General features: G+C 53.9%; 19 protein-coding genes. 18 read left to right on the top strand and 1 reads right to left on the bottom strand.

All coding sequences use genetic code 11. The features are described 5' to 3' along the window. Nucleotides 1-4: 4 nt before the first annotated feature. The 16 genes from M0G74_RS14090 (at nucleotide 5) to M0G74_RS14015 (ending at nucleotide 18,433) form a co-directional block, all read left to right on the top strand. Complete coding sequence (locus M0G74_RS14090) at nucleotides 5-1,102, top strand: hypothetical protein (RefSeq protein ID WP_248218631.1); 1,098 nt, start codon at nucleotides 5-7, stop codon at nucleotides 1,100-1,102. Nucleotides 1,103-1,173: 71 nt separating this feature from the next. Beyond that, nucleotides 1,174-2,292, top strand: a complete 1,119-nt coding sequence (locus tag M0G74_RS14085) for a glycosyltransferase family 4 protein (protein ID WP_248218626.1) — start codon at nucleotides 1,174-1,176, stop codon at nucleotides 2,290-2,292. Next, the gene (locus tag M0G74_RS14080) at nucleotides 2,234-3,526 is read left to right on the top strand and encodes a glycosyltransferase family 4 protein (protein WP_248218624.1); all 1,293 of its coding nucleotides are present in this window, start codon (nucleotides 2,234-2,236) and stop codon (nucleotides 3,524-3,526) included. Before M0G74_RS14085 ends, M0G74_RS14080 begins: the two co-directional genes overlap by 59 nt. Further along, a complete protein-coding gene (locus tag M0G74_RS14075) occupies nucleotides 3,523-4,296 on the top strand; it encodes a WecB/TagA/CpsF family glycosyltransferase (RefSeq protein WP_248218618.1) in 774 nt (257 codons plus the stop codon). The genes M0G74_RS14080 and M0G74_RS14075 overlap by 4 nt, the downstream gene beginning before the upstream one ends. Continuing rightward, a complete protein-coding gene (gmd, locus tag M0G74_RS14070; protein WP_248218609.1) occupies nucleotides 4,286-5,407 on the top strand; it encodes a GDP-mannose 4,6-dehydratase in 1,122 nt (373 codons plus the stop codon). Before M0G74_RS14075 ends, gmd begins: the two co-directional genes overlap by 11 nt. 8 nt (nucleotides 5,408-5,415) lie before the next feature. Then, nucleotides 5,416-6,387, top strand: coding sequence for a GDP-L-fucose synthase (locus M0G74_RS14065; RefSeq protein ID WP_248218597.1), 972 nt, complete (start codon nucleotides 5,416-5,418; stop codon nucleotides 6,385-6,387). A 19-nt stretch (nucleotides 6,388-6,406) separates the two neighbouring features. After that, entirely contained in the window at nucleotides 6,407-6,874 is a 468-nt protein-coding gene (locus M0G74_RS14060) for a GDP-mannose mannosyl hydrolase (protein ID WP_248218582.1), read from the top strand. A gap of 43 nt (nucleotides 6,875-6,917) precedes the next feature. Next, on the top strand, nucleotides 6,918-8,342 hold the full coding sequence (locus tag M0G74_RS14055) for a mannose-1-phosphate guanylyltransferase/mannose-6-phosphate isomerase (RefSeq protein ID WP_248218579.1): 1,425 nt from the start codon (nucleotides 6,918-6,920) through the stop codon (nucleotides 8,340-8,342). Between the two features lie 83 nt (nucleotides 8,343-8,425). Further along, on the top strand, nucleotides 8,426-8,806 hold the full coding sequence (locus tag M0G74_RS14050; protein ID WP_248218567.1) for a hypothetical protein: 381 nt from the start codon (nucleotides 8,426-8,428) through the stop codon (nucleotides 8,804-8,806). A 230-nt stretch (nucleotides 8,807-9,036) separates the two neighbouring features. After that, nucleotides 9,037-10,446 carry an undecaprenyl-phosphate glucose phosphotransferase gene (locus M0G74_RS14045; RefSeq protein ID WP_248218552.1) on the top strand — a complete coding sequence of 470 codons (1,410 nt, stop codon included), beginning with the start codon at nucleotides 9,037-9,039 and terminating at the stop codon, nucleotides 10,444-10,446. Between the two features lie 245 nt (nucleotides 10,447-10,691). Then, the gene (locus M0G74_RS14040) at nucleotides 10,692-11,888 is read left to right on the top strand and encodes an outer membrane beta-barrel protein (RefSeq protein ID WP_248218551.1); all 1,197 of its coding nucleotides are present in this window, start codon (nucleotides 10,692-10,694) and stop codon (nucleotides 11,886-11,888) included. Between the two features lie 50 nt (nucleotides 11,889-11,938). Next, nucleotides 11,939-12,496, top strand: a complete 558-nt coding sequence (locus M0G74_RS14035) for a polysaccharide biosynthesis/export family protein (RefSeq protein WP_248218542.1) — start codon at nucleotides 11,939-11,941, stop codon at nucleotides 12,494-12,496. A gap of 9 nt (nucleotides 12,497-12,505) precedes the next feature. Further along, nucleotides 12,506-14,776, top strand: a complete 2,271-nt coding sequence (locus M0G74_RS14030; RefSeq protein ID WP_248218522.1) for a polysaccharide biosynthesis tyrosine autokinase — start codon at nucleotides 12,506-12,508, stop codon at nucleotides 14,774-14,776. Beyond that, nucleotides 14,773-15,498: a CpsB/CapC family capsule biosynthesis tyrosine phosphatase gene (locus M0G74_RS14025; RefSeq protein ID WP_248218513.1), complete on the top strand. Its 726-nt coding sequence runs from the start codon at nucleotides 14,773-14,775 to the stop codon at nucleotides 15,496-15,498. The genes M0G74_RS14030 and M0G74_RS14025 overlap by 4 nt, the downstream gene beginning before the upstream one ends. Nucleotides 15,499-15,523: 25 nt before the next feature. Then, nucleotides 15,524-16,309 (top strand): VpsP family polysaccharide biosynthesis protein, encoded by a 786-nt coding sequence (locus M0G74_RS14020; RefSeq protein WP_248218493.1) that lies wholly within the window; start codon nucleotides 15,524-15,526, stop codon nucleotides 16,307-16,309. Nucleotides 16,310-16,600: 291 nt separating this feature from the next. Beyond that, complete coding sequence (locus tag M0G74_RS14015; protein WP_248218483.1) at nucleotides 16,601-18,433, top strand: DEAD/DEAH box helicase; 1,833 nt, start codon at nucleotides 16,601-16,603, stop codon at nucleotides 18,431-18,433. Nucleotides 18,434-18,543: 110 nt separating this feature from the next. On the opposite strand, the gene M0G74_RS14010 is transcribed toward M0G74_RS14015, so the two are convergent. Continuing rightward, the gene (locus tag M0G74_RS14010) at nucleotides 18,544-19,092 is read right to left on the bottom strand and encodes a cytochrome b (protein ID WP_248218445.1); all 549 of its coding nucleotides are present in this window, start codon (nucleotides 19,090-19,092) and stop codon (nucleotides 18,544-18,546) included. Nucleotides 19,093-19,384: 292 nt separating this feature from the next. Here M0G74_RS14010 and M0G74_RS14005 point away from each other — a divergent pair, with 292 nt between their 5' ends. Both M0G74_RS14005 and M0G74_RS14000 read left to right on the top strand, forming a co-directional pair. Then, nucleotides 19,385-21,649: a TonB-dependent siderophore receptor gene (locus M0G74_RS14005; protein WP_248218436.1), complete on the top strand. Its 2,265-nt coding sequence runs from the start codon at nucleotides 19,385-19,387 to the stop codon at nucleotides 21,647-21,649. Between the two features lie 11 nt (nucleotides 21,650-21,660). Then, a complete protein-coding gene (locus M0G74_RS14000; protein ID WP_248218424.1) occupies nucleotides 21,661-22,338 on the top strand; it encodes a Fe2+-dependent dioxygenase in 678 nt (225 codons plus the stop codon). The last annotated feature ends 9 nt before the right edge of the window (nucleotides 22,339-22,347 follow it).

Here is a 22,347-nt window from a genome sequence, read left to right as displayed (position 1 = left end):
TGCCGTGAGTGATTTAATGCTAACCAAGGGGGAGAGGTCTGCTCACTACTTGGTTTGGTTAATTTTGTTTTCCGTAATTTATATATCTTTTTTGGAAGGGGTGATCCCTGGTGCTCGATATGTCAAGTACACACTTCCCGTTTTTGTCGTATTCTTCTGGGTTTTTAATGGGGCAATGCATGGCCTCGGTAATATTTATCTCGGTCGAGCTGTAATCCCATTTGTTATTGTAGTTATATATGGGGCGGTACAGCAGTTTTTTTATCCTTCTATCGAAGGAATGAAGGATATTTTTTTTATATTCGTAGGATTCATTCCATTTTTATTTTTTGATATTTTAAACGATAGAAAGTTTTTCGATAGATTGTTTTATGTGTTTGCACTTTTATATTGTCTGAAAATGGCGGTTGTTGGGCAGGTGAACGGTGAGGGAATTGTTGGAGCGTATGAAGGAACTGAGTCCTTTGTATTCGGTATTTTCGCCATCTGCTACTTTCAGTTTGGGTCATTTCGTCATTTTAGTGTCGCGTGTTTTTTTGTTTTGCTTTCGCTTAAGAGAATTGCTTTTCTTGGGGTTTTATTTGGCGTTCTGTCAATAGTCGCAGTTCCGATATTAATGAGAGTAGGGTTGCTGCGTATTAGGATAGGATTTTTTCTAATTTTAGTTGTATCAGTTATATTTTTATTTGGGCTGTCACTTGGTTATTTTGATGAATATTTTGGTCGGTATTTTGGGGTTTCTTCCAATCAACTCACCATGGGACGGTTTAATATTTACAGTTATGTCTTTGGTGATTTTGAAAGGCTGATTTCTTTCTGGGGGTTAGGCTTTGGTTGGAGTTATGAACTCGTGTCGGCGGCCACGCTGGGGGCTGACAAGAACCTTCATAGCGACATATTAAAAATTTTTTTCGAGGGTGGTTTAGTTTTATTTCTACTCTTTTTCTACTTCTTATCGCGATCTATAAACTACAGTAGTTTACCCCTTGTGCTATATCTGTTTTGTCTATTCCTTACGGATAATGTTTTAGTGTATCCGCAGGTAATGTTTTTTTGGCTGTATGCCGTTTTTATTTCCAATAAATGTCGGTCCACTTTTTGATCTGAATTTTAGGGATCTCGTTGTGTGGAGTAGATATTTGATTTGTGAATGAGCAATATTGGGCGGAGTAAATGGATAAAGTTATTATTTACCAGAGAGTTTTACCGCATTATAGAGTCCCGTTTTTTGACTTGCTTTACGAGAAGCTTTTGGAGTCTGGAATTAGTTTGCGTGTGGTTGCTGGACAAGAGCAGAATGGAGCAGTACCTAAAACAGTATTTGTTGATCGGCCTTGGGTTGAATATAGAAAAAATATTTATTTGAATTTTTTTGGTCAGGAGTTGGTGGTTCAGAGGTTTAAGTGTCGCGATCTAATAGGCGCCACAGGTATTGTCGTAGAGCAGGCTAATCGTCTTTTGCTAAATTATTTTCTTATATTGTTGTCGCCATTTTACAAATTTCGCTTGGGATTGTGGGGGCATGGTAAAAATTTTCAGTCAGATAAACCTCAAGGAATAAAAGAGCGGTTCAAGTCGATAGTATCTAAAGGCTACGATTTCTGGTTCTGCTACACAGATAGAGGCAAGGAAATTTTGGCAGCGAGTGGATGCTGTCCACACAAAATCATGGTGGTTAGAAACAGTATCGATATTTCTGAATTTGAGCCGGTCGAAGATCTTCGCCGTCGATACTCACTCCAGTCTTCAATACACGATAACGTTACGGCGATTTTTTGTGGGGGTATGTATGCTGAAAAAAACATACCTTTTCTCTTGAATGCAATAGGGATTATTAAAGAAAAATTGCCTAATTTTCAGATGTTATTCATAGGGGACGGTCCAGACTCACACTTGGTAAATGATTATGCCAGCAATAATGACTGGGTTAAGTGTGTCGGTTATGTGTCTGGACCTGAAAGAATAAAATATTTTTCGATGTCACAGATATTTCTTTTGCCAGGGTTGGTTGGGCTTGCAGTTTTAGATTCTTTTGCTGCCCAAGTTCCGATGCTTACAACGGATATTAAATACCATAGTCCAGAAATTGACTATTTAGTGGATGGGGTTAACGGAAAAATTACCGTAAATGATGCCGCAGTCTATGCCGAAGAGGCGATTAGGATTCTTTCTGAGCCTGGCTATTTAGAGACGCTTAAGGAAGGATGTAGGGTATCGGCTCAGGAATTTTCAATTGACCGAATGGCTACCAATTACTCTCTTGGTGTTTTGCGTATGTTGGGATTGGATTAGCACTATTGTTGATGGTTTTTGGTGTTGGACTGTATTTCAAAAAGAGTTTTTTGTGAAAATTTTACTGATTCATAATGCCTATAAAATATTCGGTGGTGAAGACTCTGTCCTGGCCGAAGAAGAAAAACTGATTACCAATGGTGGGTATAGAGTAGCCAAATGGGAAGTGTCGAATCATGAGGTTTCTTCAATCTGGGATAAAGTAAAGGCATTCCTTTTCACTCCATTCTCTTTTTATTATTTCTTCAAGTGTTTGAAAGTTTTAAAAAATGAGATGCCTGATGTGGTGCATGTACATAACTATTTCCCATTACTATCGCCGTCAATATTCTATGCATGCAAGGTTTTTGGCGTTCCGGTCGTACATACTCTGCACAATTACCGAGCTGTTTGCCCTTCGGCATTGCTGATGCATGCAGGAAAAATTAATGAAAATAGTATAAATCATGGGGTATGGTGGTCTATTCGTAAGAAGGTTTATCGAAAATCCTATGTTGGCACCTTCGCGCTGGCAATGATGGTGGCTTTGCATAAATCAATTCGAACCTGGAATTTGAAGGTTGATAGATTTATTGCCTTGACGGAGTTTTCCAGGAAAAAATTTATAGAAGCTGGATGGCCAGAAAGTAAGATTTGCATAAAACCAAATTTTATTTCTGATCCAATCACGAGAGACTCAGCCAGTTATCCAAAGGGTGGGTATGCACTGTTTGTCGGTAGGCTGAGTGCCGAGAAGGGGGTTAACACCCTGCTGAATGCCTGGCTGGAAATCAAGTTTCCTTTAAAAATCATTGGTGCTGGGCCGCTTGTCACTGATGTGGAGCAGCGCGCAGGGGATTGCGTCGAGTATTTAGGTGAAAAAAATAAAGAAGAAGTGATCTCTCTGATGCGCGGGGCTGATTTTATTATCATGCCGTCCATATGGTATGAAGGATTTCCAATGGTGCTCGTGGAAGCCCTTGCCTGTGGTACGCCAGCCCTGGTCTCACGTCTGGGTAGTATGGAAGAAATTGTCTGTAATGGCATCGTCGGTTTGCATTTTGAACCAGGCAATTCAGTAGATCTTGCTAATAAGGTTCAGTGGCTGCTGGATAATCCTGAAGCTGCTCATGCGATGGGCGAAAATGCCAGAAATGAGTATCTTGAAAAATATACACCTGAAAGAAATATCGACATCTTGATGTCAATATATGGACAGGCAATTGAAGCTGCGGCAGTTAGGGGGAAGTCTTGAGATCCAGCATTGTTACTATGGACGTGAATGTGACTTCATTGAGCCATACTTTGCGTGAAGTTTTTCGCATGTCTCAATCAGAAGAGGGCGCATATATATGCGTTTCCAATGTCCACATGTGTATGGAAACATTTGATTCTGAAGATTTTAGACAGGTCGTAAACCGAGCTGATCTTGTAATTCCGGATGGCCGCCCAATTTTTTGGGCGCAAAAATTGCTTGGATATCGCGATGCGCAGCAGGTGCGCGGCCAGGATATTATGAATTCCATCTGTGAATCTTCCAATTCTAAGCGTGTAAAGGTTGGCTTATACGGTGGAAGTTCTGACGCTGTTTTGACTAGTGTCGTGAGCAGCTTAAAGGGTAAGTATCCAGAATTAGAAATAGCATATGCGTTTTCCCCACCATTTCGACCTCTTACTGATGAAGAAGAGTTAGCCGTCATTAAAAATATTCGGGCTGCGAACCTCGATGTACTTTTTGTTGGAATCGGGTGTCCAAAGCAGGAACTCTGGATGGCCAAGCAAAAGTCCAAGCTAAATTGTGTGATGCTTGGTGTAGGTGCAGCGTTTGATTTCATTTCGGGTACCAAGAAGCATGCTCCTCGCTGGATGCAGGTGGCAGGTCTAGAGTGGCTCTACAGACTTTTGTCCGAGCCTAGTCGGCTATGGAAACGTTATTTAAAACAGAATCCTCGATTTTTGTATCATTTCTTAATTCAATTAATAAGCCTTAAATTTTCAAATAGAAGAAGTAATCATGTCCAATAAAGTTGCACTTATTACGGGTATCACCGGCCAAGATGGTTCCTATCTCGCAGAATTTCTGCTGGAGAAGGGCTATGAAGTTCACGGCATCAAGCGCCGTGCTTCCTCTTTTAATACCGATCGTATCGATCATATTTACCAGGATCCGCACGAATCCAATCCTCGCCTTAAACTGCACTACGGCGACTTGAGCGATACCTCCAACCTCACCCGCATCCTACGTGAAGTGCAGCCGGACGAGGTGTACAACCTCGGTGCCCAGAGCCATGTGGCGGTTTCTTTCGAGGCCCCAGAATACACCGCAGATGTGGATGCCATGGGCACTCTGCGCTTGCTGGAGGCAATCCGCTTCCTGGGCCTGGAAAAGAAGACCCGCTTCTACCAGGCATCCACCTCCGAGCTGTACGGCCTGGTGCAGGAAATCCCGCAGAAGGAAACCACTCCGTTCCACCCGCGCTCTCCTTACGCAGTAGCCAAGATGTACGCCTACTGGATTACCGTGAACTACCGCGAGTCCTATGGCATGTATGCCTGCAACGGCATTCTGTTCAATCACGAATCGCCCCGCCGCGGTGAGACCTTCGTGACCCGCAAAATTACCCGCGGCTTGGCGAATATCGCCCAAGGTCTGGAGCAGTGCCTGTTTATGGGTAATATGGATGCGCTGCGGGATTGGGGCCACGCAAAGGATTACGTGCGCATGCAATGGATGATGCTGCAGCAGAAGCAGGCAGAAGATTTTGTGATTGCTACCGGTAAGCAGATTTCCGTGCGTGAATTTATCCGAATGAGTGCCGCGGAGCTAGGTATTGAGCTGGCCTTTACCGGTAAAGGCGAAGCGGAAATTGCGACGGTCGTTTCCGTCCAGGGTGACAAGGCGCCGGCGGTTAGCGTGGGCGATGTGATTGTGAAGGTTGACCCCCGCTATTTCCGTCCTGCAGAAGTGGAAACGCTGCTGGGTGATCCGTCCAAGGCGAAAGAGAAGCTGGGATGGGTACCGGAAATCACCGTGGAAGAAATGTGTGCGGAAATGGTCGCCGGTGACCTGGACAAGGCCAAGCGCCACGCACTGCTGAAGGAGCACGGTTTCGATATCAGTGTAGCAATGGAGTGATTCCTAGCATGACGACTGAGAAGAAGAGAGTATTTGTCGCCGGGCACAAAGGGATGGTCGGATCTGCGATTGTGCGCCAGTTGGAGGGGGCCCCTTCCATTGAGCTGGTGCTGCGGTCGCGTTCGGAGCTGGATCTGGTGAGCCAGCAGGCGGTTGCGGACTTTTTTGCCGCGGAAGCCATTGATCAGGTGTATCTGGCGGCGGCGAAAGTGGGCGGTATTGTGGCGAACAATACGTACCCGGCGGATTTCATTTATGAAAACCTGATGATAGAGAGCAACATTATTCATGCCGCGCACACGGCCGGCGTGCAGCAGCTGTTGTTCCTGGGCTCTTCCTGTATCTACCCCAAGTTTGCCGAGCAGCCCATGAGTGAGTCTGCCCTGCTGACAGGAGTGCTGGAGGCCACCAATGAGCCTTACGCCATTGCCAAGATTGCCGGTATCAAACTGTGTGAGTCTTACAACCGTCAGTACGGGCGGGACTACCGCAGCGTAATGCCCACCAACCTGTACGGGGTAAATGACAATTTCCACCCGCAAAATTCCCATGTGATACCGGCACTGATGCGTCGTTTCCACGAGGCCAAGTTGGCTGGGGATTCCGAGGTGGTGGTTTGGGGCAGTGGCAAGCCCATGCGCGAGTTTCTGCATGTCGATGATATGGCCGCGGCCAGTGTGCATGTGATGAACCTGCCCACTGAGCAATACCAGGCCTGCACCCAGCCGATGCTGTCACACATTAATGTGGGTACCGGGGAAGACTGCACCATTCGCGAACTGGCAGAGACCGTGGCCCGAGTGGTGGGCTTTGAGGGTGAGATTACCTTCGATGCCACCAAGCCGGACGGCACTCCGCGCAAGCTGATGAATGTGAGCCGCCTGGCGGATCTGGGCTGGCGCTATTCCGTTAGCCTGGAGCAGGGGCTGGCAGATACCTATCAGTGGTTTCTGGCTCACCAGGACGATTTTCGGGGTTAATCCAGGGTTGATAGCGAATATGACCAGTAAATTGCCTCTGGATACTTTCAAAACAGTGGTGTCGTCGACACCGCTGGTGTCCATTGATCTGGTGGTGCGCAATGGTGCCGGTGAGGTGCTGCTGGGGCAGCGCTTGAATCGGCCCGCGCAGGGTTACTGGTTTGTGCCCGGTGGCCGGATTGTGAAAGATGAGTCGATGGCGCAGGCGTTTCTTCGTCTTACGGAAGAGGAGCTGGGAGTCGCAGTTCCTATCGGGGAGGCGGAATTTCTTGGGCCCTACGAACACTTTTATTCTGACAACTTTTCCGGTGAAGACTTTTCTACCCACTATGTGGTACTGGGATATGCGCTGACGCTGGATATTCCGCTGGAGTCTTTGCCGGTGCAACAGCATGGTAATTACCGCTGGTGGCCCGAGTGCGAGTTGCTTGCGGATGCCTCGGTACATCGCCATTCCAAATGGTATCTGGACCCGGATGCGGTCTGAGTTGGCAACTAATAAACACACTATTTAAAGCAAAATGACGAGCATGATTTTACCCGTGATTATGGCCGGCGGTTCCGGCACGCGCCTTTGGCCCCTTTCCCGTAAGTTGTTCCCTAAGCAGTTTCTCCCACTCGTGGGTGAGCAGAGCATGTTGCAGGACACCTGTGCACGACTGGCTGGCATCGAATCTCTGCCGCCGTTACTGATCTGCGGTGACGACCACCGCTTTACCGTGGCGGAGCAATTGCGTGAGTCGCGTACGCCACACAGCGGCATCGTGCTTGAGCCTGCAGGCCGTAATACGGCACCGGCGGTAGCACTTGCGGCGCTGCGTGCTACGGTGGGTGGTAAAGGGAATAAAGCGGATCCCTTGCTGTTGGTATTGGCGGCAGATCACGTAATTAAAGATGTGGCGGCATTCCAGGCATCGGTGAGTCGCGCCATACCCCAGGCGCAAGCAGGCAAGTTAGTAACCTTTGGTATTGTGCCCACCGCGCCGGAGACCGGCTACGGTTATATCCGTAAGGCGGCAGCGGTGGATGATGCCGAGGCGGCATTCGCAGTGGAAGAGTTTGTAGAAAAGCCAAACCTGGATACCGCACAGGAATACCTGCGCGGTGGCGACTTCTACTGGAATAGTGGCATGTTCCTGTTCCGCGCCAGCCGCTACATTGAAGAGTTGCGTCAGTTCCGCCCGGATATTCTCTCTGCCTGTGAGGCGGCGATTCAGGGTGCCTCTATCGATGTGGACTTTGTACGCCCGAACAAAGACGCCTTCCTGGCCTGTGAAGACGAGTCCATCGACTATGCCGTGATGGAGCACACCCGCGATGCGGTAGTCGTGCCGATGGATTGCGGTTGGAGTGATGTAGGCTCCTGGTCTGCCTTGTGGGAAGTGTCAGAAAAGGACGCAGACGGCAACACGGCCCGTGGCGATGTAATCCTACAGGATACGCGTAACTGTTTCGTCCAGAGCGACGGCAGGCTGATCGCTACCGTGGGGTTGGAGAGCATCGTGGTCGTTGAGAGCGACGATGCCATCATGGTTGCGGCTAAAGATCGTGTGCAAGACATCAAAAAAGTGGTGGAGCGCCTGAAAGCGGAGCAGCGTTCCGAGGCACAAGTACATCGCAAAGTATACCGCCCCTGGGGCTATTACGACTCCATCGATAACGGTGCGCGCTTTCAGGTGAAGCGGATAGTTGTAAACCCTGGTGCACAATTAAGCTTGCAGATGCACCACCACCGTGCCGAGCACTGGATCGTGGTTTCCGGTACTGCCATGGTGACTTGTGGTGAGAAGGAGTTCATGGTCACCGAGAATCAAAGTACTTATATTCCGCTGGGTGAAGTACACCGCCTGGAGAATCCGGGTAGTATTCCGCTGGAGTTGATTGAAGTGCAGTCTGGTTCTTACCTGGGTGAAGACGACATTGTGCGCCTGGAGGATCGGTACGCTCGCGCGTGAGGTGCATCTCGTGAATTCGGGTGAGCCCCGGAGGGTAACCTCTGGGGCTTTATATTTTTTAATGGGCTCTTTCGGGCTATTTGATGCGCACTTTTTCCGTGATAGAAATTCGCTACCTGAAGTTTATCGCACGCCTGCTGTTTATTGTTGTGCTGTGCGCTGCGCTGTTTGCGGGCATGAAGTCCCGTCCTGTACCCCAGGTAATCCCTCATTTTGATCTTATGTTGCACAGCGGCGTGTTTGCAGTGTTGGCTGTGCTTTGGGTTTTTGCGGTATCGGTACGGATGCGGGGCTGGGGGTTGCTCGGTTTGCTGCTGTTAGGGGCGGGACTGGAGTTGTGGCAGGGCTGGATGATGCCTGCGCGCACGGCATCGGTGCTGGATATGGCGGCGAATACTGCGGGAGTTTTTGTTGGTGGAGTTGTGGCCATGATTTTGGCCCGCTTCTTGCCTCACGAAGTTTGAGGTTTGTTTGTTCGTGTTGATGTTTATTTGATCGGAATGGCGGTGTTTTTCGGTCTTTATCACTTTAAATATTTGAACTGCATCACACATATGGCATGATTTGCGCCAACTAGTAGAGGCCTGAAATTGGGCCCGTTTTGGGGTAAGCAGTGCTGCACGTTCTGCCTCTTCGGCCGGGGATTGGTCGGCCAGAACGTGTTTGTGGGGAGAGCTTTATGGGGGAAGGAGTCGTGAAACAGGGATGGATCCGCAGCCACCAATCGGGCCTGGCTGCACTGTACCGTTTGCTGGATGCACTGTTGATTCTCGGTACGCTTATTGTCTGCTGCAATTACTTCGGCATGGCCGTCAGCAAAGACTGGATTATTGTAGGCCTTGGGGCCGCCATCGGTTTTGCCTTTATGGCAGAGTCGTTAAATCTCTACCGCTCCTGGCGGGCGGACAGTTACCTGCATATGTTCACGCTTACGGTTATCTCCTGGGTAGCGGTTTGTGTGCTGCTTATATTGGTGGCTTATTTCAGCAAAACCGGCCACACCTTTTCTCGCCTGGTGGTGGGTAGCTGGTTTGCCAGCACGCTGGCGCTGCTCAGTATCTGGCGCTACGTATTCCGGCAGTTTCTGTTTTATCTGCGCACTCATGATCACAACACCCGCTCGGCCGTCGTTATCGGCGTAACCGATGCCGGCCTGCGCCTGGCGAAAGATATCGCCCGTGAGCCGCACTTGGGTATTCGTATCAAGGGCTTTTACCGGGTGCCGGAGTCTGACGCCTGCGGTCAGGCGTTTGGTCTGGCGGGTAATGTGCCGGTGCTTGGCGGTGTGGAAGAGGCGGTCGCCGCGGCCAAGGCGGGCGAACTCGACCTTATTTATATTGCGTTGCCCATGCGCGAGGAATTGCGCATTGCCGAAATTCTCCATGCCTTTGCCGATACCACGGCGACAGTACACGTGGCGACGGATCTGTTTGTGAACAACTTGCTGCATGCGCGCTTTTATCAGGTGGGTAACACCAGTCTACTGAGCGTGCACGATACCCCGATCGAAGGGATCAACAGTTGGCTCAAACGCATGGAAGACCTGGTGTTGTCCTCCCTTATTCTGCTGGCGATTTCACCCTTGATGTTGCTGGTTGCCGCGGCGGTGAAGCTGACCTCCAAAGGCCCGGTGATCTTCAAGCAGCACCGTTACGGGCTGGACGGTCGGCCGATCAAGGTGTGGAAGTTCCGTTCCATGACCGCGCAAGACAATGGCGACAAGGTGGTGCAGGCAACCAAGAACGATGCCCGTATTACCCCGGTTGGCGCCTTCCTGCGCCGCACTTCTCTCGACGAATTGCCGCAATTCATCAACGTGTTACAGGGGCGCATGAGTATTGTCGGCCCGCGCCCACACGCCGTTGCTCACAACGAGCAGTACCGTGCGCTGGTAAACGGTTACATGCTGCGGCACAAGGTAAAGCCGGGTATTACCGGCTGGGCTCAGGTGAACGGCTGGCGTGGTGAAACGGATACCGTTGAAAAAATGAGCAAGCGGGTGGAGCACGATCTGCAGTACATCCGCAACTGGTCCCTGTGGTTGGATATCCGCATTGTGTGGATGACCCTGTCCAAGGGGTTTGTGGGCAGCAACGCGTATTGATTGGCTGCCCCGTATCGCAAGGCGAGCAATGGTGTTCAGGCGGCGATTCAGGCTACATCGAGCCATAGTCGAAGCCGTCACACTGTGATAATGTTCGCCGCTTATTGTGAGAGGGGTCACAATTTTTTGGGGGATGCCCGGGGTTATTCGTTCTGTTAATAGTTGGAACGGCCTCCGGGTGCAGGTTTGTCGAGGAAATAAAGGCAAGCCATTGGAAATAATTTTAGGACCACTGGATAGGAAAAATGACCAAGCGTAATTTGTCTGCAGCTATTTGCATGATCGTGAGCCTGGGGGCAGGAACCGCTGCTGAAGCGCAGTCTGATCCAGCATCCGTCGAACTGGGTAATGGGGTGGAATTCAAGCCCAGCCTGAGCTTTGACGTGCAAAGCGATGACAACCTGCTCTACACCAACAGCGACGAGCTGGACAGCGTGATTGCGGTGATCAAGCCGAGCTTTGAACTCTTCGCCACCAACGGCACCAGCGAGTACAGCGTAAACTACTCCCTGAGCCGCGGTGAGTACTTTGACAGTGAAGACGACAACTACCTCGACCATTTCTTTAATGGTGCGGCCAAGTGGGAGTTGAATGCCAAAAACCGCCTGTCTTTGAACGCACTCTACACCAATGGTCACGAGCCGCGCGGTACCCGGTTCTCTGAGGGCAAAGCCGAGCTGCTGGACGAGCCGGATACCTACAGCGATTCTGACCTGGGCGCTCTGTACAGCTTTGGTGCCGAGGGTGCCAAGGGCCGTATCGACGTGACTGTGGGTACCAAAGACCGCGACTACGACGGTGGCCTGCGCACTGCCAACCGTGACCGTGGTACCGACTACGGTACTGTGGGCTTCTTCTACAATGCCGGTGGCAAGACCGAGCTGTTTACCGAAGTATCCCGTAGCAAGATCGATTACGACGCTACCGCGGCGAATACAGAAACCCTGAACAGCGCTGAAACCGACGTGATGGTGGGTATCAAGTGGGAAGGTACTGCGGCCACTACCGGTACCGCGAAAATCGGTCAGCGCCAGAAGGACTTCAAGAGCTTCGAGCGTAAAGACTTCTCCGCACCGCGCTGGGAAGTGGGTGTTCGCTGGAGCCCGCTGAGCTACAGCTCGTTTGACCTCAACACCGAGCGCCGCAGTGACGAGTCCAACGGCTACGGTAACTTCAGTGATACCAAGAGCACGACCCTGGCCTGGACCCACAGCTGGTCTGAAGCCGTTTCCAGCACGTTCTCTTACAACTTTGAGAACAGTGAGTACGCGGCAACCAAGCGTGAAGACGACGTGAAGAACTCTTCCGTGCGTCTCGACTATCAGTCTCGCCGCTGGTTGTCTTTCCACGCTGGTCTGAACATTTCTGATAAAGACTCCAACGTCGATACTTTCGATTTTGAAAAGAACCTGGTATTCGTTGGTCTGAACGCAACTTTGTGATTGAGGCCCGGCCCCCGGGCCGGGTATGAAATATGGGATTCCTGAAGGCAATGCAACGGAGCGCTCTGCGCTCCGTTGCCCGTTTGTTGTTGGTGTTGGTTACGGTGGGCCTTTCGGTGTCGGTATCCGCAGAGGATAAGGCATTGCAAAGCGACTATCGCCTGGGCTCAGGCGATAAGATCCTGATCAATGTATATGGTGAAGCCGACCTCACGGTGGATACGCAACTGGGAGATAGCGGCCTGATCAACTACCCGTTTCTGGGGGAGTTGAAGGTGGCTGGCCTGACCATTGCCGAACTGGAATCCCTGATTCACAAGGGGCTGCTGGGTGATTACCTGGTAAGCCCCAACGTGCACGTTTCTATTCTGGAATACCGCCCCTTCTTTATTAACGGTGAAGTGGAAAGGCCTGGCGGTTTTCCGTATCAGCCTGGCATGACCGTGAGCAAGGCCGCGGCACTGGCGCAGGGCTTTACCGAGCGCGCCTCAAAAACCAAGATTTTTGTAGTGCGTGGGGATGATGCCTCCCAGACCAAAGAAAAAGTGGAATTGTCGACGCTGTTGCGTCCCGGTGATGTAGTGACTGTAGAAGAGAGCTTTTTCTGAGGTAGGCCGATGACCGTTCAAAACATGAACTCCCAGGGTGCTGAGCACCCGGAACGCATGCTTCAGGAAGAAGTGATCGATCTGCGCCAGTACTGGCGTATTGTGGACCGTTTCAAGTGGCGTATTGCGGCCTTGTCCGTAGCGGTAGCCATGCTGACGGCGATGGTGGTCTTCTCCATGACCCCGCGCTACCAGGCCACTGCGACCCTGATGATTGAGGCGGAGCAGCCCAAGGCGCTGTCCATTGAAGAAGTGTACGGCCTGGACTCCAGCCGCAAGGAATACTTCCTCACCCAGTTTGAAATTCTGAAGTCCCGCCGCATTGCGGAAGAGGTGGTTAACCGCCTGAACCTGGTCAATCATCCCGAGTTCGATCCCGACCAGCAGTCTCCTTCCCTGAAAGCGCGTATCAAAGGCTGGCTGCCGTTCCTGGCATCCCGCGAGATGGAGTCGGAAGAAGAAGCGCGCCAGCGAAAACTGGAGAGTGTCACCGATGCGGTGAGCAGCCGCCTGTCGATCGCGCCGGTGCGCAATACCCAGCTGGTAAAAATTACCTTTGAATCTGAGTCCCCGGAGCTGGCCGCAAAAGTCGCGAATATGGTGGCAGAAGTCTTTATTGACAGTCACCTGCAGGCCAAGCTGGACATGACCAAGCAGGCGACCTCCTGGCTGAACGACCGCCTGGAAGACCTGCGGGTAAAACTCGAGCAATCCGAATCCCGCCTGCAGACTTTTCAGGAGCAGGAAGGGCTGGTTGACGTCTCAGGCGTACAGGGCCTCGCTGCCCAAGAGTTGAACCAGATTACCAGCCAGCTGATTCAGGCGCGCCAGGAGTTCAAGCAGGCGGAAAGCATTTACTCCCTGGTGCAAAGCCGCGGTGCCGATGTGGATGCCCTGGCGAGCCTGCCGGAAGTGCTCAACCATAAGCTGATTGAAAACATCAAACAGGCCGAGATTGATACCGCGCGTAAAGTTTCTGAGCTGTCCCGTCGTTACGGCCCCAAGCACCCGAAAATGATTTCTGCCCGCGATGAGCTGGAATCGGTGCAGGACAAACTGCGCAGTGAAGTACGCCGACTGATCAGCGGTATCCACAGCGACTACGAAACCGCGCAGGCCAATGTGGTGGCGCTGGAGCGTGAGCTGCAACAGGCCAAGACGGAATACCAGATGGTTTCCCGCAAGGAGACTCGTTACAACGAGCTGAAGCGCGAAGTGGATGTAAACCGCCAGCTGTACAGTGCCTTCCTGACCCGTTTCCGTGAGACCTCGGAAACCTCGGGTTTTGAGGCCGCCAACGCCCGCTTGATGGACCCGGCCGTTGCGCCGCGCCTGCCGGCCAAGCCGAAAAAGGCGTTGATCGTGGCCCTGGCCCTGGTGGTAAGTGCCATGCTGGGTGTGATGCTGGCATTCCTGCTGGAAGCCCTGAACGATGGCATCCGCAACCCGGAAGATGTGGAAAACAAACTGAGCCAGCGCATGATTGGCGTGCTGCCCTGGGTGGATCACGACAAGCGTGAGCGCTTGAGCCTGGCGACCTTCTTCGACAGTGACCAGCACAGCTTTGCCGAGGCGGTAAGAACCCTGCGCACCAGTGTTGTGCTGTCTCACCTGGATCGACCGGCCAAGGTGATCTCTGTGACTTCCTCGGTACCGGGAGAAGGTAAGACCACCGTTTCCGAGAACCTGGGCTTTGCCCTGTCACAGATGGAAAAGGTACTGCTGATCGACGCGGATATGCGCCGGCCTTCCGTGGGTAAAGAGTTCAAGTTGCCGCCGTATCATCCCGGTCTCTCCAACCTGATCGCCGGGAGCAATACGCTGGCCGAGTGTATTTACCACGATGAGAAGAGTGGTATGGACATCATGCCGGCCGGTACCGTGCCGCCGAATCCGCAGGAGCTGCTGTCTTCGCCGCGCTTTGCCAAGGCGATTGAAGTACTGAAGAGCAAATACGATCGCCTGATCGTGGATACCGCACCGGCACAGGTGGTGAGTGATGCGCTGATCGTTTCCCGTATCGCCGACTCCATGCTGTACGTAGTGAAGGCGGACAGCACCCGTCAGAAACTCGTGAACAACGGCATCGGCCGCCTGCTCCAGGTAGGTGCCAAGCTGGACGGCGTGGTGCTGAACCAGGTGGACACTACCTCCAAGTCTGGTTACTACGGCGAGTACTACACCTATGCTGGTGAGTATGCGTATCGTGCGCCGGGCGTTTCCGAAAACGTGCAGAGCATTAAGCCGAAAGCCACGTCGGAAGATCTGGAAGTCGCGTGATCGACCTGCATTGCCATATCTTGCCGGGCATCGACGATGGTGCCCGGGATCTGGACCAGGCCCTGGTGTTAGCCCGGGCCGCGGTCAACGACGGTATCACCCATACCGTTGCCACCCCGCATATCCATGCGGGGCGTTTTCCGAACAATCTCTCTACCATCACCAAGGCATTCAACCAGCTGCGCGATGCGCTGTCGGCGGAAGCTATTCCGTTGCAGTTAGGCATGGCCGCTGAGATCCGCCTCTCCGAAGAAATCCTGAATATGGTGCTGCTCAAGCAGGTGCCTTATTTGGGGGAGTGGGAAGGGGATAAAGTGCTGCTGCTGGAACTGCCACACAGCCACATCCCGCCCGGTACCGAGCAATTGATCCGCTGGCTGCGCAAGCAGAAAGTGCGGCCGATGATTGCGCATCCGGAGCGCAATAAGGATGTGATGCGGGATTTCAACAAAGTGATGCCGCTGGTGCGTGAGGGCTGCCTGTTTCAGGTAACGTCCGGCGCGGTGGCGGGGCATTTTGGCGAAGGCGCACAGGAGCGGGCGGTGCAGTTGCTGGAGCAGGATCTGGTGACCATTCTCGCCACCGATGCCCACCACGAGGTGCGCCGTCCGCCGGTATTGAATGTTGGCCGCGAGGCCGCCGCTGAAATTGTCGGCGAAGAAAAATCCTGGCAGCTGGTACGCGACAACCCGGGTAAGATAGCGGCTTGCCATTTCGCGTGAGCCCGGAGCTTTATACTCCTTATTTATGCAGACCCAAGCCTCCATCGAATCCCCCCGCACCCGGCGCCGCCGTCGTTCTCGCAAACGTATGGGCGTTATGCCCAAGCTGCGCGCTGCACTGTGGCCGGCTCAAGTCGGCCCACTGCAAAAGGGAAGCACCTGGCTAGCCATATTCCTGTTGCTGGCGCTGTGCGTTCACGCCGGTTCTATGGGGCTGGCGTATTTGCAGGTGGTTACGGCGGAGAATCAGCTCAAATACTGGTACAAGCTCGGTAAGGTGCCATCTGCTGCATCGATGGAATCTGCGATGGCGGCGATCGAGCGCGCCAATGAGCTGCACCCGGACAATCCCTATCAGTTGACCCTGCAGGCACGATTGCTGGAGTGGCGCGCCTATAACGCAGGTGAGGTGGTTGCAGAAGATTACCGCGCTGCGCTGGCGCTCTATCAACAAGCCGCAGCGTTGCGCCCGCTCTGGCCAGACAGCTGGGCGGAGATGGCACAGATCAAGGTGCGCCTGGGTGAGTTTGATGCGGACATGGATCGCTATCTGGTTCGCGCTTCTGAGCTGGGGCCTTACACACCTGCCGTGCATCTGGCAGTGGTGCAGGCGGGCCTGCCGCGGTTGCCGGCGCTTGTTGGGAACCAGCGCACGTTGCTTCAGACCCATCTGATACGGGGCTTTCAGGATCCCCGCAGCAAAAAGCAGACCTTGACCCTGGTTGAGCAATACGGACAGCAACCGCTGGTGTGCCAGTGGTTGTCTGGGTCGGAAGAGGTGACCAAAGCGCCCAAATTCTGCGATTCCTGAGGCTTTTTGCGTCGATCAAAAATTAAACTGGCAGTCTTCTGTCAAACTGGTAGACTGCGCACCCTCTTGTCCCCACCCGCCATCAGAAGGCGGCCTTGAGCGGGACATTAGTCATCATGGGTAACAGACCTCCTCGCCACAGGCCCCTGTCTCTGAGTTGAATGAGCTTGATATAGCGGTGCTGCTATTAATGGGCTTTTTCGCCTTGCCCAGCAATCCTCGGTTGTGCGCTATGGTTTCCTTTAAAGCCCGAGCATGGCCCGGCCCCTATGTAATTCAAGTGAACTCAAAATGACCGATAATTCTGCACCGATTGGCTTCGACCAGTTGGGACTGCCCGTTGAAATTCTGGAAGCCGTAACCAAGCTGGGTTACGAATCCCCGTCGCCGATTCAGGCGGAGACTATCCCGTCACTGCTGAACGGCCACGATGTACTGGGCCAGGCCCAGACCGGTACCGGTAAAACGGCCGCCTTCGCACTGCCGATGCTGGCCAGCCTGGACCTGAAAAGCCGCCACCCGCAGGCACTGGTACTGGCGCCGACCCGCGAGCTGGCCATTCAGGTGGCCGAGGCCTGCCAGTCTTACGCCGCCAACCTGAAAGGTTTCCACGTTGCGCCCATCTACGGTGGTGCCGACTATCGTGGCCAGATCCAGCAGCTGAAGCGCGGTGTACAGCTGGTGGTGGGTACCCCCGGCCGTGTGATGGACCATATGCGCAAGGGCACCCTGGATGTGTCCCGCCTGAAGACCCTGGTACTCGACGAAGCCGACGAAATGCTGCGCATGGGCTTTATCGACGACGTGCAGTGGGTACTGGAACAGATTCCGGAAGAGCGCCAGATCGCACTCTTCTCTGCCACCATGCCGCGCGAGATCGCACGCATTGCCCGCGACCACCTGCACGAGCCGGTGGAAGTGAAAATCAAGGTGAAAACCGAGACCGCCGAAACCATCCGCCAGCGCTACTGGCCGGTGGGCGGTCTGCACAAGATGGACGCGCTGACTCGTATTCTCGAAGCCGAGCCGGTGGATGCAACCATCATTTTCGTACGCACCAAAAACGCTACCGTTGAAGTTGCCGACAAACTGGCGGCGCGCGGTTTTGCCAGTGCTGCGCTGAACGGCGACATGGCGCAGAACCTGCGTGAGCAGGTGATCGACAAGCTGAAAGCCGGCAAGCTGGACATCGTGGTGGCGACCGACGTTGCCGCTCGTGGTCTGGATGTGAAGCGCATCAGCCACGTGATCAACTACGACATTCCTTACGACACCGAAGCCTATATCCACCGCATCGGTCGTACCGGCCGTGCCGGTCGCGAAGGGGATGCCATCCTGTTTGTGGCACCCCGTGAGCAGCGCATGCTGCGCTCCATTGAGCGCGCCACCAAGAAGCCGATCGAGCGTCTGGACCTGCCCACCGCGGCGGCCGTGAACGCATCGCGTATGGAAAAATTCCGCGACAAGATTACCTACACCATGACCGGCCGCCGCGATCTGGCGCCTTTCCGTGACCTTGTGGAGAAGTACCTGGAAGCAAACGAAGTTGATCCGCTGGACGTCGCTGCCGCACTGGCCGCCATGGCCCAGGGCGACCAGCCGCTGTTGCTGGACGAGCGCGATCCTGAGCCCCGTGAATTCCGTGAGCCGCGTGAACGCCGCGAGCGTCGTGACCGCGGTGATCGTGGTGATAGAGAATTCACCCGCGGCAAGAAAGGCGCCTTCATAGAAAAAGACGCGCGAAAAATGCCTGCCCCGGATGAAGGGATGGAGCGTTTCCGCATTGAAGTTGGTCGCGAGTCCGGCATCAAGCCGGGCAACATCGTCGGCGCCATTGCCAACGAAGTGGATATCGATAGCTCCTATATCGGCCGCATCGATATCTACGGCGACTTCACCACCGTGGACCTGCCGGAAGGTATGCCCAAGGAAATCTTCCAGCATCTCAAGGGCGTGCGCGTGGCCGGCAAGACCATGAACATTTCCAAATTCACCGATCAGGGTGGGGAAAGAGGTGCGGGTGAAGGTGGCAGACCGCCGCGCAAGAAAGGCGGCTCCTTCAAGAAGGGCAAGCCGCAGGGTGAAGGCAAAGGCCACCGCGGCAAGTCCCGCCGAGAAGGCTGATTCGCCAGTGTGTTTTCGCACGTAAAACTCCCACAAAAAAGGGGCGCCTTGATACAAGGCGCCCCTTTTTTATTGCGGCTTTTTGGTGCGCGGAGTTGATCAGGAGGTGATTACTTGGTTTTACCAAACGGCAGCATCTGCCGCAGCGTATTGTCCTTGATGAACAGGTGATGCCACAGTGCACCGCCGATATGCAGTACCAGCAGTACCAGCAGGGAATTCCACAAAAAGTCCTTGTGCAGGTACGCCAGCTGTTTAGCCAGGTCCTTGTTTTCCGACAGAAAAGCCGGCAGTTCGAACAGCCAGAAGAGCGTGGTATCGCGACCGGCAAACTGCCGCATCAGCAGGCCGGTAAGGGGCATGCCGAGCATGATGATGTACATCAGGCTCTGTACCAGCAGGGAAACCGGCTTTTGAAAACCGCTGCCATACAGGGTGGGGCGGCCGTGGGTGGCGCGGTAATAAAGGCGCACCATGGCCAGGAGTAATACGGTAAAGCCGACGGAGAAGTGCAGCATCATCCACCAGCCGCGCATCGGGTCTCCGCGCTCGTAGAATTCGTGCAGCTCGACCGAGCCCCAGGCGCAGAGAATACAAATCGCGATGATCCAGTGCAGGCCCTTGAGTACCGGGCTCCAGCTGTTACTCGCACTTCCCATACAAAACTCCTCTTCTTATTTAGTCGGTTCTTATTCGGTTCGAATTTGGCGCGCAAATTAGACGCCTAAGCTTAGCGATTTTACCCGGGCAATGTTGCAATGGGCGTATTAAATCCCTGATTTTTATGGGGATTTATGACGTGTTTTGAGGTTTTTTGTGCCAATGCATGACTGACAGGTTGCCGTTTTTGTTTATCTAAATGATAATGTTTCGCATTGAGCGGCTATCAGCCAAATAAATAATATCTATCAGCAATCTCATCAATAAGTAACTAGACCCCTGGGGCATACCATGACTAAGCCGACGAGTACAAAGGATCAACTCGCCACTCACAATCTCGCGGATGCTTTCCGCAAGAAGCCGCTGGCCGGCCAATTCTCCCGCTTCTCCCAACTGTCGGTTGTCGCTGCGGTTGCCGGGAGCCTGATCAGCGGTGCACACGCCGAGGAAGTGCAGTCTGCTGCGGACAAAGCGAAGGCCGCGCAGAGCAAGCAAGCCGCTGCGGAAGAGCGCGCGCCGGAGGTGGTTGAAGTCACCGATCGCCTGGAAGAGCGCAGCCCCAGCTCGGTGAAGTTTGCCCGCCCACTGCTGGATACTGCCCAGACCGTTAATATCATTTCCGAAGACCTGATGCAGCAGCGCGCCGCGACCACCTTGCGCGATGTTTTGCGCAATGTATCCGGTATCAGCATGCAGGCCGGTGAGGGCGGTGCCCCTCCCGGAGATCAGTTCTCCATTCGTGGCTACAGCGCCCGCACCGATATCTTTGTGGACAACGTGCGCGACTTCGGCGGCTACACCCGTGACCCGTTCAACCTAGAGCAGGTGGAAGTGGTCAAGGGGCCGTCTTCCGATTACTCCGGTCGCGGTTCTACCGGTGGTTCTGTAAATCTGGTGAGCAAGACTCCGAACCTGACCGACAGCACCCGCGCGAATATTCTTGCCGGCAGTGACAGCTACGGCCGCGCCACTCTGGACGTAAACCGCACTCTCGACGGTATCGATAACGCCGCCGCGCGCGTGAATGTGATGACGCACCAACAGGATGTCGCCGGCCGCGACGGCGTCGACAATTCCCGTTGGGGTGTGGGCTCGTCCCTGGCCTTTGGTCTGGAAACGGATACCGAAGTGAATCTGAGCCTGTTCCACCTGTCACAGGACAATACCCCGGATTACGGTATTCCCTGGGTACCGGCCAACAATGTGCCCTTGGCCGACTACGCGGATCAGGCGCCGCCGGTGGACTTCGACAACTGGTACGGCCTGAAATCCCGCGACTACGAAGAAGTGGAGACCACGCTGGGTACGGTACAGGTAAGCCAGCGCCTGAGCGATGACGCCACCCTGAAAAACACCACGCGCTGGGGGGTAACCAGCCGCGACTCTATGGTGACCGCACCGCGTTTTGCGAGCACCGACAGCACTGATATTCGCCGCAGTGACGACAAATACCGGGACCAGGAAGACACCATCTTCAGTAACATGACCGACCTTACCCTGACGGTGAATCCGGGCAGCGCCTGGGAACACAAGATTCTGGTGGGTACCGAAGTGAGCCTGGAATCAGAGAAGCGTTACACCAAGGAAGTAACTGGCGAAGACTCGCCGGCGACCGACCTTTTTAATCCGGATCCCAGCGATCCCTACCTGGAAAACTACGTGCGCACCGGCACCTTCAGCAATGGTGAGTCCACCACACTGGCGGCTTACCTGTCTGACTCGGTACAGATTGACGAGTACTGGCAGATCAACGGTGGCCTGCGTTACGACCACTTTGAGATGGAATACACCCCGGATGGCAGCCCGCTGCTGGAGCGCACCGACTCCATGCTGAGCTACCGCGCCGGTGTGGTGTTCAAGCCGGTCTCTGCCGGGAGTATTTACCTGGGTTACGGTACTTCCTTTAACCCGACCGCAGAGGGCATGGCCATCTCCACCAGCAGTCGCCAGCCGGGTATTGCCGATCTGGAGCCGGAAGAAAACCGCAGCATCGAGCTGGGTACCAAATGGGAGTTGGCCGATGGTCGTATGCTGATGAGCGCCGCACTCTTCCGCACCGACAAAACCAATGCGCGCACCCAGGATCCGGATGATCCTAACGATGTGCTGGTGCTGGATGGCGAACAGCGTGTGCAGGGCGTTGAACTGGGTGCTTCCGGTGCGATTACCGAGAACTTCAGTGTGAATGCGGGTTATGTGTACCTGGATAGCGAAGTACTGAAGAGTAAGGATGCGGCGGAATTGGGCAATGAACTGTCCAACTCACCGCACCACACCTTCAACCTGTGGGCCAATTACCTGATGGGCGAGAAGTTGCAGTTGGGTGCCGGTGCCCAGTACGTGGGTGACCGCTACAACAGCACCGCCAATACCCGACAGGCGCCGGACTACTGGACCCTGGAGGCCTCCGGCGTTTACGCTTTCAGTAACAACATCAGCGCGCAGCTGAACCTGCAGAACCTGACGGATGAAGAGTACATCGACTACGTGGGCGGTGGTCACTTCATTCCGGGACTGGGCCGCACGGCGCTGCTGAGTCTGAACTTTACTTACTGAGGAATCGAAACGTGCTGTTGGAAATCCCCGAAATCCTCAGCCCGCAACAGGCCGCCGAGATGAAGGCGGCCTTGTTGCAGGCGGAGTGGGTGGATGGCCGGGTTACCGCCGGGCACCAGTCTGCGCAGGCCAAGCAGAATCGTCAGTTACCGGAACACTCGCCACTGGCGCGGGAGCTCGGTGAACTGATCCTGAAGGCCCTGCCGGCCAGTGGACTGTTTATGTCGGCGGCACTACCGCAGCGGGTATTTCCGCCGCTGTTTAACCGCTATGAGGGCGGGGAGCATTTCAACAACCATGTGGATAACGCCATCCGGCGGTTGCCCACCGGTGGGCAGATCCGTACGGATCTGTCCTGCACCTTGTTTCTTTCCAATCCCGATGAGTACGACGGCGGTGAGCTGCTGATCGACGATACCTACGGTGTACACAGTGTCAAAGCGCCAGCGGGCTCACTGGTATTGTATCCATCGACCAGCCTGCACCGGGTCACGCCGGTAACGCGCGGCAGCCGTGTCTCTTCTTTTTTCTGGATTCAAAGCCTGGTGCGCGACGACGGTCAGCGCACCCTGCTGTTTGACCTGGATATGTCGATCAATCGCCTGCGCCAGGAGCTGGGAGACCACGAGGCAATCGTGGCGCAGACCGGGGTCTATCACAATCTGTTGCGGCGCTGGTCCGAGCCCTGACCCGAGCCC

Origin of the sequence: Microbulbifer sp. CAU 1566 (assembly GCF_023156515.1) — a bacterium.
Lineage (GTDB): Bacteria > Pseudomonadota > Gammaproteobacteria > Pseudomonadales > Cellvibrionaceae > Microbulbifer.
This window is presented reverse-complemented; position numbering and strand designations above follow the sequence as displayed.